Below are 11416 nucleotides of genomic sequence, written 5' to 3' on the forward strand. Positions count from 1 at the left end.
TATCGAGCTTTGTATAGGCTTAAAAAGGTATCAAGAGTGGATCATTAAGATCAAACCAATTAAAAATTAATTTATTCCGCTTGATGTTTATTGTGACGTAACGATAGATACGCCGTAATACTCAATACCAAGATGATAAAGCCGAGTGAGATCCAGATCGGCATGTGGAACACATCCAACAACAACATTTTCGTACCGATAAACAATAAAATAATACCTAAGCCATAAGGTAAATAATGCATTTTGGTTGCTGCACCAGCGAGTAAGAAGAACATCGCACGCAAGCCTAAAATTGCCATTAAGTTTGCAGTTAAAACGATGAATGGATCAGTCGTTACAGCAAAAATCGCAGGAATCGAGTCCACAGCAAAAATGACATCAGAAGCTTCGACCAGTACTAATACTAAAAATAACGGCGTCGCCCACAAAAGGCCATTTCGGCAGACGAAGAATTTATTGCCTTCTAGTTGAGGTGTAATGCGTAGGTGTTTACGTAACCATTTCAGTAAAGCATTGTCTTCGATATTGCTTTCTTCCTCCTGCCCTTTAAGAAATTTAAAGCCGGTGTAAACGAGGAAAGCACCAAAGATATAAAGAATCCATGAAAACTCTTGAACGAACCAAGCGCCAATAAAGATAAAGATGGTTCTTAATACGATGGCACCTAATACGCCGTAGAGTAGGATTTTACGTTGCAGTGCAGAAGGAATCGCAAATGCAGAGAAAATCATTAACCAAACAAAAACGTTGTCAATCGCTAAAGATTTTTCTAACAAATAACCTGCAAAGTATTCCATGGTTTTTTGATTGGCAATGTTCACCCCAACCGTTTGTTGGAGATACAGCCACAATCCACCACCAAACAGTATGGCGACAGTGACCCAAGCAATACTCCAATAAGCAGCTTGTTTAAAAGGAACATTTTGGTTTTGCTTCTGTTTAAAACCTAAAAAGTCGATGATTAACATCACCGACACAATGCCAAAAAAGGCAAGGTATAGCCATAAATTGCCGATAGTTTCCATCACTACTCCCTATCTGGCAAATGGACATAAAAAAACCTTGACCAGTTGCCAGATGAATTAAAAAAACATCTGTTTCAACATGATCAAGGTCTTGCCTACATCATCATGAGAGATGATGCTCAGAGTCCGACTTTTTGCAAAGTGTAATGACGGAGCTCTGACACCTGAGTTTTAATTTCAACACTCAGGTTTGGAGGAGGCTACTCCCCTTGTCAACAAATACGGTATGGATGATGCCATCCAAATCTGCGCGTAGCATTACATAATTTGAGTAAATCTGCAAATGGATACTTCATGGTTTCGCATTAAAAATGTTTAGAATTTCATGCCGTAAAAATTGATGGCGAGGGTTTTGTTTGACGTGGTCATGCCAATACATCCCCATCGTGATTTTTGGTAATTCGATAGGTAAGGCATGAATCTGTAATGTTTCCGCATAATGCAGATGATTCAGAATACTTTGTGGAATTGTTAATATCGCATTGGGGTATTGTGCCAAGACTTGTAGTGCGGTTGCGTAATGCTGGCAACGCAGAAAAACTTGTCGAGATAATTGTTGGCGATTCAAATAAATATCTTCCAATAAAACCCCAGTGCGACGAGAAGATACCCCAATATGTGGAGAGGATAAGTAGGTTGCTAGATCCATTTTACTTTGTTGGGTGCACACCACAAAATGATCTTGAATGAGTTGTTCAAACTGTAGATGTGCTTGATGAGGTTGTACTAGATCAATCACAAAATCGATCTGCTGGGCAGATAAGTCCGCCAGCATATTTTTACGATCGAGTTTGGAGCTAAGAAATTGAATATCGAGATTTAATTGTGCAAAGTGATGTACCAATCGAGGAAAAATAATCGGTTCAATTTCATCGTGAATCGCAATCTTAATACTTTGTAGCATGCTCGGAACAAACTCTTGCTGTGGCACAGCAATCTGTTGAATCGTCAATAACGCCTCTTGGATTGGATGATAAATTTGCTCTGCATAAGGCGTTGGAAGCATCTTTTGTCCACTTCGTACAAATAATTCGTCATTCAACTGTGTACGTAAACGTTGTAAGGCATGACTAACGGCAGATTGGCTAATACAGAGTAATTGAGCCGCTTTAGAAATGCTTTTTTGTTCAAAGATCGCAATAAAAAGTGGGTATAAATTAATATCTATGCGGTGGAATTGGCCGACTTCGAGAGGGTTTTGGTTATGAATCTGATTCATAGTTTTAAATAAAATAAAATCATTTCATTCATAATAAGTTTTCGCTTAAGGTGAAGTAAAGCAGCGAATCCAATTTCGTTAAATATTTACCTTGAGGGAAATAATGATGTTTGCATTATCTGAACGCGCGCAGGATTTTATTGCAAGAACGCAAACCTTTATTCAACAAGAAATAGAACCGATTGAAAAAGCCTTTTGGGATGAGGTCCATCATCTCAATGTCGATGGCGACTGGACCAAATGGCAATGGCCAGCTCAACTCGAACAATTAAAAAGCAAGGCCAAAGCATCAGGCTTATGGAATATGTTCTTGCCAGATGCGGAACTCGGTGCAGGTTTATCGGTTCAAGAATATGCGCATATTGCTGAGTTGACAGGACGTAGCCTCCTTGCACCAACGGTATTTAACTGTAATGCACCTGATACTGGCAATATGGAGGTGTTATGGCGCTATGGTAGTGAGCAACAAAAGCAACAATGGCTGCAACCACTACTGAATGGTGAGATTCGCTCTGTATTCTGCATGACTGAACCTGCGGTCGCGTCGAGTGATGCCACTAATATGCAAGCTACGGCGGTGATTGAGGGTGATGAAATTGTTCTGAATGGTCGTAAATGGTGGTCATCAGGTTTAGGTGATCCGAATGCTAAAGTGATCATTTTTATGGCATATACCCCTGATTCAAGCAAAGACCGTCACCATCAGCATTCGATGGTTCTGGTGCCGATTGATACCCAAGGTGTGACTATTGAACGGATGTTGCCTGTCTTTGGCGATTATGATGCGCCGCATGGTCATGGACAGGTCAGTTTTGACAATGTACGTGTACCTGTTAGTAATTTTATTGGTGGCGCAGGGCAAGGTTTTGAAATTGCTCAAGGTCGTTTAGGACCTGGGCGGATTCACCACTGTATGCGTTGTATCGGTGCAGCAGAAAAAGCGTTAGAGCTGATGATTGATCGTGGTATGTCGCGTAAAGCCTTTGGTAAAGAAATTCTTAAACTCGGTGGAAATTTAGAACGTGTTGCTGAAGCACGTGTGCAAATTGATCAAGCCCGTTTATTAACCCTTTATGCCGCTTATAAGATGGATACCTTAGGCAATATGGCAGCCCTCACTGAAATTTCTGCAATCAAGGTCGTCGCACCAACCGTATTGCAGAACGTAGTCGATATGGCGATTCAAATTCATGGTGGTGAAGGAGTATCTCGTGATACGCCATTGACTGCATTTTTTAATCAGGCACGAAGTTTACGTTTAGCCGATGGACCTGATGAAGTGCATAAGGGCATGATTGCTAAATTAGAACTGAAAAAACGTGGTTATGGTCGCGGATAAGGATATAAAAATGACAGTAATTGATGTGGGTGGTCAGGTTCGTCATGGCGAAGAACTCGATATTTCCGCTGTTGAAACATGGTTAAAAAAACAAGGTATCGTGCTCGAAGGTCAAGCACAAGTGACCCAATATTCTGGGGGAGCATCAAATTGGACGTATCGTATTCAATATGAAAATACCGATTTAATTTTACGTCGTCCGCCAAAGGGAACCAAAGCTAAGTCAGCACATGATATGGCGCGTGAATACAATGTACAGAAGCATCTTGCACCGTTCTACCCTGTCCTACCTGAAATGATTGCATTGTGTCAGGATGAAAATGTGATTGGTTGTGATTTCTATGTAATGCAGCGAATTGAAGGGATCATTCCTCGTGCCAATTTACCTAAAGAATTACAACTCGATGAGCAACAAGTTCGGCAACTTTGTTTAAATGTACTCGATAAGTTGATCGAACTGCATCAAGTGCCGTATCAAGGCACAGAACTTGAAAAACTGGGCAAAGGTGAGGGCTATTGTCGTCGTCAAGTGGAAGGTTGGGATGGACGTTATAGCAAGGCGCTTACACCGAATGTGCCTGATTTTAGCTTTGTGCGGGAATGGCTAAAGCAACATATTCCAACGGATACGAAGACCTGCGTAATTCACAATGATTGGCGTTTTGACAATGTGATTTTAGATCCACAACAACCAACTACAGTGATTGGCGTACTTGACTGGGAAATGGCGACATTGGGTGATCCACTGATGGATTTGGGTAGCGCCCTCGCCTATTGGATTCAAGAAGATGACGATGCTTTGATGAAATCTAGCCGCCGTCAACCAACCAATCTAAAAGGCATGCTGACACGTCAACAAGTCGTGGACTACTACTTAGAGAAAACTGGGCTGAAACCTGACAATTGGGCCTTTTATGAAGTGTTCGGTTTGTTCCGTTTAGCCGTGATTGCCCAGCAGATCTATTATCGCTATTACCATCAACAAACGGATAACCCAGCCTTTAAGGATTTTTGGATCATGATTCATGCCTTACATATTCGGGCACTCAAATTAATTGCAGAAAATAATGCCGAAGCTCAGCAATTAATTCCTGAATATGGCGCAAAGCTAAAGGATATTTTAAAAGGATGAGCACAATTTATTTGGTGCGACATGGGCAGGCTTCATTTGGTGCTGATAGCTATGACCTGCTCTCTGCAAAAGGCGAACAACAGGCACAAGTAGTGGGTAATTTTTTTAAACATACCTTAAAAAATCAGCCTTTAGTACTTGCAGGTTCAATGCAACGCCATCAGCAAACGGCACAGCTCGCTTTAGCGCAAGGTTTTGCAGATGTATCGATTCAAACCGAGTCGGCATGGAATGAATTTGACCATCAACAAGTGTTTGCCAAATACGATGCGCGCTTTAATCATCCTGAATTACTCAAACAGGATATTGCTCAAGTGGCGAATCCACGTGCCTATCTTGCCAACATCTTTGATGGTGCGATAGATCGCTGGATTGGAGAGCAGTATGACCACGAATATCATGAAACATGGTTAGGTTTTCAATCACGGGTCGAAGGTGCCCTACAGACGTTATGTCAGTACATTGACGTCACACAACAACGTCAGGCGGTGGTGTTTAGTTCGGGTGGCGTGATTTCTGTAGCAGTCGGCAAGGTATTAGGTTTGAATGCTAAACAGATTTTTGCGCTGAATTGGTCAATTGCCAATGCCAGTATCACCACGCTACGTTGGGCTGATGAGCGTTTGCAATTACTGAGTTTTAATGAGCATCATTATTTAAAAGCACACGACGCAGAACTTTTAACATGGATTTAAATAAGAATAGGTGAAGGAAATGACAAAGACGATTTTAATTACAGGTGCAAGTTCAGGTTTAGGAGCTGGGATGGCACGCGAATTTGCGGCTAAAGGCTACAATCTAGCACTGTGTGCACGTCGTTTAGAGCGTTTGGAAGCCTTACAGCAAGAATTGCAAAGCCAGTTTGCAATTCAGGTCAAAATCAAAACCCTTGATGTGACTCATTACAATGACGTCTTTACGGTTTTTAAAGCTTTTCAGCAAGAGTTTGGCAGTATTGATCGAATTATTGTCAATGCAGGTGTGGGCGAAGGTCGCCGTATTGGAAAAGGACATTTTGAGGTGAACCGTGCCACGGCAGAAACCAATTTCATTTCAGCATTAGCACAATGTGAAGCAGCAGTAGAAATTTTTAGGGCGCAAAATAAAGGGCATTTGGTGGTGATTTCTTCGATGAGTGCGATGCGAGGCTTGCCGAAGCATTTATCAACTTATGCAGCGAGTAAAGCAGCAGTGGCACATTTGGCTGAGGGGATTCGAGCGGAGTTGTTGGATACGCCAATTAAGGTCTCGACGATTTTCCCTGGTTATATTCGCACTGAATTGAATGAGGGTGCAAAAAAATTACCGTTTGAAGTGGATGAGAAAACGGGTAGTCAGGCGTTGGTGAAAGCGATTGAGAAAGAGCCTGTGAAGGCATATGTACCGCAGTGGCCGTGGTTGCCAATGGGGATTGCCATGAAGATTTTGCCGTTAAAATTGGTAAATAAATTGAGTTGATTTGGATGGTTATTGCTGAGTCTTATGGAGATCTCATTTTAATTTCAAGCTAAGCCACTACGTCTTGCACTTCAGTTGAAATATATTTCAACTTCGTTCAGGCTCGACCTGAGAAGCGTGTAAAGCTTCGTAAGTCTTTCGGGAAAAGTAGGCAAAACCTGAGGTACGAATAGCAAAGATTAATAATCTTTGCCGTACCGCAAGGTAAAAGCTCGGCTTGAGCAATAAACTACGCACTTTGTTTGTCTTGCGCTAGCCCAAAGCTTTAAGCGCTTTGGTTAGCTCAGGTTGTGGATGACGTTTACGCGTATCATCTTTTTTGTCGAACTCAGATTAAATTAATTTCTTGCTGATATTTACTATTGTGACGGCGGCATGGATGCCGCCAGTTTGGCAGGGGTTACAAGGATGTACCCTCTGCCAAACAAAGAGGTTTGGTTACTTTGCCCAGTCAAAGTAATAAATGCTTATACAAAAGTCATTTGTTCTTTCTTTATATACGAGGCCGTGCAAAGTTCATCTTCATTAAGACAAAGCTGTAATTAACTTTTGGTGTAAACCACCAAAACCACCATTGGACATGATCACCACAGCATCGCCCTCACCTGCCTCACTCACCACACGGGCAATGATCTCATCCAATGAACGGCTGACTTCTGCCTTGTTTGATGATGCCGCAATTACAGGTTGTAAATCCCAATCCAAACCTTCTGGTTGATACCAAATTACTTCATCCGCTAAACGTGCTGAATGTGCCAAACCATCTTTATGGCTGCCCATACGCATGGTATTTGAGCGTGGTTCAATGATTGCCCATAATTTACGTTCGCCTAAACGTTTACGTGCACCGTCCAAAGTCGTTTCAATTGCTGTTGGATGGTGGGCAAAGTCATCATAGACTTCGATGCCACGGACTGTACCTAAAAGCTCCATACGGCGTTTCACACCACCGAAGTTAGATAATGCTTCACAGGCTTGTTCAATGCTGACACCGACATGTTGTGCAGCAGCAATGGTTGCCAGAGCATTGGCAACGCTATGTTGTCCAGTCATGCTCCATTTCACTTCCCCGATCACTTTGCCATTTTCAAGGACTTTAAAATGACTACCATCGGCACTGATTAACTCAGCAGATAACGCGGCCTGATCATTTGGTTCAAGACTGGTGCGAACCACAGGCGTCCAACAGCCTTGTGCCAAGACTTCATCAATATTGGTTTCAGTAATTGGAGCAATAATACGACCTTCACTTGGAATGGTACGTACTAAATGGTGGAACTGTTTTTGAATCGCAGCCAGATCATCAAAAATATCGGCATGGTCAAATTCAAGATTATTTAAAATCGCAGTTTTTGGATGATAATGGACGAACTTAGAACGCTTATCGAAGAAAGCAGAATCATATTCATCAGCTTCCACACAGAAGTATTTCCCGCCACCTAGGCGAGCGCTTTCGCTAAAACCAAGTGGTACACCACCGATCAAGAAGCCAGGGTTTAAACCGGCCTGATCGAGTACCCAAGCCAGCATAGTCGTGGTAGTGGTTTTACCATGTGTCCCTGCGACACCTAGCACGTGTTTACCTTGTAGTACGTGATCAGCCAAGAATTGTGGACCAGAAATATAAGGAAGACCTTCATTCAGCATATATTCAATCGCATCAATGCCACGTTTCATTGCGTTGCCAACGATGACAAGATCAGGATGTGGTTGCAAATGGCTACGGTCATAGCCTTGCATCAACTCAATACCTGCATTTTCGAGTTGCGTCGACATCGGTGGATAAACATTGGCATCTGAACCTGTGACTTTATGTCCTAAATCTCGTGCTAATAGAGCCAAAGACCCCATAAAAGTGCCACAAATACCCAAAATATGCAGATGCATCGTGCTTCTCTCTTATTCAATCACGTAATAAACGTGTGTAATGCAATTAAAAATTTGCTTGAAAAGATAGCAAGGCTGTTATGGAAAAGATAGTCAAAATTCGTTGTTGTTTACTTAAAATTAAAGTCAGAAATGTTAAGATTTCAACGTTACCGTTGCAAAAAAATAGACACTATCCTCTTCACCATTTTGCATAAATTTAACAACTTTATTCAATGGGAATATAAAATTTTCACCATCCGTAAGTACAGCGGCAAGTTCAATTGAATGGGCTTTGTCTTTAAAAAAATCAGAATTTATTTCTTTTGCTGTTTCATAGTCGACCCAATACCACTTTCTATTTTTATCATTTTTTCTTATTACTTCCCCGACATAAGCTCCTGTGCGTAAAATCGTCTTAAAACTTTGATCATCTGAGATTTGATCTAAATTGGTCTTTCTTAAATCAGATAAATAAGTATCAATCAGTTTTAGGCTTTCAATAGAATAGTCTAGTTTTTTAGGGTTTAAAGTTTCAAACTGATATACAGGGTCATTTTTTTCACTATAAAACATGTCTGCTAAATCTGATAGCGCCTCATTTTGATTGTCGAGATCTAATTCTACTGAATGACTTATACTGATTGAGAAGCACAAAATAGTCGTTAAAAATAATTTTTTCATAGCATCCTTAAGTTTTTGAAACCTTATCCAGGAACTGATTTTAATATAAAATTATTGCAAAATTTTTAGAGTAAATACAATTGAGCCCTACTCTTTTAGCGCTGTGTTTATTGGTGATTTCCAATTGTTTTATGACCTTGGCATGGTATGGTCATTTGAAATATTTACATGATGCACCGATCTGGCAGGCGATTTTACTGAGTTGGTGTATTGCCCTACTCGAATACAGTTTTATGATTCCAGCGACCAAACTATTGAGTCAACATGGCTGGGGTCTGGGGCAAATGAAAATTACTCAGGAAGTGGTGACCTTGCTGGTGTTTGTCCCATTTTTACTATTTATGTTTAAACAGCCTTTTAAGTTAGATTATGTTTGGGCGATGCTCTGTTTATTGGGCTGCGTCTATTTTGTTTTCCGCAATCACAGCTAATTTTTCTGCGATCAGTTCAAGCGTTCTGTAGTTGGGGATGCTTGAAAAAACCGCTATAATATCTGCCAATTTATTCCTTTGTGTTTGGCGTAAGTCGAGACACTGCCCTCTTTTTTTATCAAGTTTTGGAAAAGCCAATGAATGCGGTCGCAACAGATAGCCAACCTTTAGTCGGGATTATCATGGGTTCTCAATCAGATTGGGCAACACTTGAACATACCGCTAACATGCTCAAACAATTGGGTGTGCCTTTTGAAGCTGAAGTGGTTTCTGCGCACCGTACACCAGATCGTTTATTTGAATATGCTGAAACAGCACGTGATCGTGGTATCCAAGTGATTATTGCAGGTGCTGGTGGTGCGGCACATTTACCAGGAATGTGTGCAGCAAAAACTGATTTGCCTGTGCTGGGTGTACCTGTTAAATCTTCGATTTTAAATGGTGTAGATTCATTACTTTCGATTGTACAAATGCCTGCAGGTATTGCAGTAGGTACATTGGCGATTGGTCAAGCGGGTGCAACCAATGCAGCCATCATGGCAGCGCAAATTCTGGGTTTAACACGTCCTGAGATCGCAAAAAATGTTGCGGATTTCCGTACTGCGCAAACTGAGAAAGTGTCGAGCAAAAATATCCCTGGTCATGAATGAGGATAAGCAAAGCAACGCTTTGCCCGAATGCAAGGCGAAGACTTTGTCTGAGCAAGTAGAGTCATATAAATGAATAAAACCATCGGTATTTTTGGTGGCGGACAACTTGGACGCATGATGGCGCAAGCAGCTCTGCCACTGAATATTCAATGTAGCTTTTTTGAAGCAGAAACGGATTGCCCAGCGGCGATTTTAGGTCCAGTCTTTTCAAGTAAAAATGAGCATGCCTTGCAGGATTTTATTGCCAGTGCAGATGTATTTAGCCTTGAATTTGAAAATACACCTGTTGCGGATGTGGACGTCTTGACACAAACCAAAACTTTACACCCTCCTCGCCTTGCTTTAGCAACAGCGCAGAATCGTTTGGCTGAAAAATCCTTATTTGATGAATTAGGTATTCCTGTTGCGCCGTATCGTGCAGTAGATAGCTTAGACAGCTTAAAACAAGCAGTAACTGATCTAGGTTTGCCAATCGTTTTAAAAACCGTAACTGGTGGCTACGATGGTAAAGGTCAATTTGTTCTACGTTCAGAAGATCAGATTGATACAGCTTGGGCTGAGCTTGGACCTGCGAAAAGCTTAATCGCGGAAAGTTTTGTGAAATTCAGTCGTGAAGTATCCATTATTGCGGTACGTGGTCAAGATGGTGATGTCAAAACATGGGCGCTGGCAGAAAACTATCATCATAATGGCATCTTGTCCCATTCGATTGTACCTGCGCCAAATAGCGTCGATTTACAGCCCGTGGCACAAGATTATATTACCCGTTTGTTAAACCACTTAAATTATGTCGGCGTGCTTACACTTGAATTGTTTGTAACCGAGCAAGGTCTCTATGCCAATGAAATGGCATGTCGTGTACATAATTCAGGTCACTGGTCGATTGAAGGTGCGATTTGCTCGCAATTTGAAAACCATATTCGTGCAGTTGCAGGCTTGCCACTCGGTGCAACTGATGTGGTGCGTCCGACAGTCATGGTAAATATCATCGGGCAACATCCAAAATCTGAGGATGTTTTAGCACTCAAAGGTGCACATTTGCATCTATATAATAAATCTGAACGTGAAGGTCGTAAGTTAGGGCATATTACATTGATGCCGAATAATCGTGATGAGTTAACGTCATTGTGTCGTCAACTTGCTCAAATTTTACCTGTGCCATTGGCATTAACAGATGAGATGACCATCTAACTTATCCACAGAACATCAAAAGCGATCTTCGGATCGCTTTTTTTATTACTTTAAATTCATAAAATAAAAGATATATCAAAAAGCGGGTGTGGATAACTTTTCTTTAAACTTTGAATTTAAATATTGTCTGTTTGTTTTGAATTTAAAACTTTGATTTGGGTGCGTGTGTTATTTTAAATTCAAAAAATCAAAGCTTTTTAAATTTAAAAGTTTGAAGGAGGTTGAGTTTTGAATTTAAAGTTGTGGTTTGTGGATATCTATTTGATCTAAAACAATAGGAATTAAGTCTATTTCTTTATTTTTTATAAATGTATGGTGTGAAATGAATTCATAAGTGGTTGCTCTTTTTGAATTCAAATGATGGTATAAGCTATACAGCTGCTTTTGAATTCAAAATATAGGTGTTATCTATTTTTAAATT

Annotated in this window: 11 protein-coding genes; 7 read left to right on the forward strand and 4 right to left on the reverse strand. The window is 40.9% G+C overall.

What is annotated here, in order from left to right:
• Positions 1-71: 71 nt before the first annotated feature.
• Positions 72-1025, reverse strand: a complete 954-nt coding sequence (locus AAC851_RS09265) for a TerC family protein (RefSeq protein WP_340600794.1) — start codon at positions 1023-1025, stop codon at positions 72-74.
• Between the two features lie 292 nt (positions 1026-1317).
• Complete coding sequence (locus AAC851_RS09270; protein ID WP_075316465.1) at positions 1318-2244, reverse strand: LysR family transcriptional regulator; 927 nt, start codon at positions 2242-2244, stop codon at positions 1318-1320.
• 106 nt (positions 2245-2350) lie between these two features.
• Here AAC851_RS09270 and AAC851_RS09275 point away from each other — a divergent pair, with 106 nt between their 5' ends.
• Genes AAC851_RS09275 through AAC851_RS09290 form a run of 4 tightly spaced genes read left to right on the forward strand, consistent with a single transcriptional unit; the run spans position 2351 to position 6173 of the window.
• On the forward strand, positions 2351-3583 hold the full coding sequence (locus AAC851_RS09275; RefSeq protein ID WP_161401470.1) for an acyl-CoA dehydrogenase family protein: 1233 nt from the start codon (positions 2351-2353) through the stop codon (positions 3581-3583).
• Positions 3584-3593: 10 nt separating this feature from the next.
• A complete protein-coding gene (locus AAC851_RS09280) occupies positions 3594-4715 on the forward strand; it encodes a phosphotransferase family protein (RefSeq protein WP_075316463.1) in 1122 nt (373 codons plus the stop codon).
• Complete coding sequence (locus tag AAC851_RS09285) at positions 4712-5410, forward strand: histidine phosphatase family protein (protein ID WP_004637330.1); 699 nt, start codon at positions 4712-4714, stop codon at positions 5408-5410. Before AAC851_RS09280 ends, AAC851_RS09285 begins: the two co-directional genes overlap by 4 nt.
• Before the next feature lie 19 nt (positions 5411-5429).
• Positions 5430-6173, forward strand: a complete 744-nt coding sequence (locus tag AAC851_RS09290; RefSeq protein WP_005091975.1) for an SDR family oxidoreductase — start codon at positions 5430-5432, stop codon at positions 6171-6173.
• 525 nt (positions 6174-6698) lie between these two features.
• Here AAC851_RS09290 and mpl read toward each other — a convergent pair.
• Positions 6699-8060, reverse strand: coding sequence for a UDP-N-acetylmuramate:L-alanyl-gamma-D-glutamyl-meso-diaminopimelate ligase (mpl, locus tag AAC851_RS09295; RefSeq protein WP_075316462.1), 1362 nt, complete (start codon positions 8058-8060; stop codon positions 6699-6701).
• Positions 8061-8195: 135 nt separating this feature from the next.
• A complete protein-coding gene (locus AAC851_RS09300; protein WP_075316461.1) occupies positions 8196-8723 on the reverse strand; it encodes a hypothetical protein in 528 nt (175 codons plus the stop codon).
• A 74-nt stretch (positions 8724-8797) separates the two neighbouring features.
• On the opposite strand from AAC851_RS09300, the gene AAC851_RS09305 reads away from it, so the two are divergent.
• From AAC851_RS09305 to AAC851_RS09315, 3 genes are all read left to right on the forward strand, one after another.
• Positions 8798-9154 carry a DMT family protein gene (locus tag AAC851_RS09305; protein WP_257787235.1) on the forward strand — a complete coding sequence of 119 codons (357 nt, stop codon included), beginning with the start codon at positions 8798-8800 and terminating at the stop codon, positions 9152-9154.
• Positions 9155-9291: 137 nt separating this feature from the next.
• Positions 9292-9804 (forward strand): 5-(carboxyamino)imidazole ribonucleotide mutase, encoded by a 513-nt coding sequence (gene purE / locus AAC851_RS09310; protein WP_005086095.1) that lies wholly within the window; start codon positions 9292-9294, stop codon positions 9802-9804.
• A gap of 69 nt (positions 9805-9873) precedes the next feature.
• Positions 9874-10995 (forward strand): 5-(carboxyamino)imidazole ribonucleotide synthase, encoded by a 1122-nt coding sequence (locus AAC851_RS09315; RefSeq protein ID WP_075316460.1) that lies wholly within the window; start codon positions 9874-9876, stop codon positions 10993-10995.
• The last annotated feature ends 421 nt before the right edge of the window (positions 10996-11416 follow it).

The sequence above is a fragment of the Acinetobacter sp. HZNU-JH01 genome (genome assembly GCF_037996845.1).
In the GTDB taxonomy this organism is placed as follows: Bacteria; Pseudomonadota; Gammaproteobacteria; order Pseudomonadales; family Moraxellaceae; genus Acinetobacter; species Acinetobacter haemolyticus.

Coding starts and splice junctions, on each gene's coding strand:
- AAC851_RS09265 (WP_340600794.1), bottom strand. CDS start 1,025: ATGGAAACTATCGGCAATTTATGGCTATACCTTGCCTTTTTTGGCATT.
- AAC851_RS09270 (WP_075316465.1), bottom strand. CDS start 2,244: ATGAATCAGATTCATAACCAAAACCCTCTCGAAGTCGGCCAATTCCAC.
- AAC851_RS09275 (WP_161401470.1), top strand. CDS start 2,351: ATGTTTGCATTATCTGAACGCGCGCAGGATTTTATTGCAAGAACGCAA.
- AAC851_RS09280 (WP_075316463.1), top strand. CDS start 3,594: ATGACAGTAATTGATGTGGGTGGTCAGGTTCGTCATGGCGAAGAACTC.
- AAC851_RS09285 (WP_004637330.1), top strand. CDS start 4,712: ATGAGCACAATTTATTTGGTGCGACATGGGCAGGCTTCATTTGGTGCT.
- AAC851_RS09290 (WP_005091975.1), top strand. CDS start 5,430: ATGACAAAGACGATTTTAATTACAGGTGCAAGTTCAGGTTTAGGAGCT.
- mpl (WP_075316462.1), bottom strand. CDS start 8,060: ATGCATCTGCATATTTTGGGTATTTGTGGCACTTTTATGGGGTCTTTG.
- AAC851_RS09300 (WP_075316461.1), bottom strand. CDS start 8,723: ATGAAAAAATTATTTTTAACGACTATTTTGTGCTTCTCAATCAGTATA.
- purE (WP_005086095.1), top strand. CDS start 9,292: ATGAATGCGGTCGCAACAGATAGCCAACCTTTAGTCGGGATTATCATG.
- AAC851_RS09315 (WP_075316460.1), top strand. CDS start 9,874: ATGAATAAAACCATCGGTATTTTTGGTGGCGGACAACTTGGACGCATG.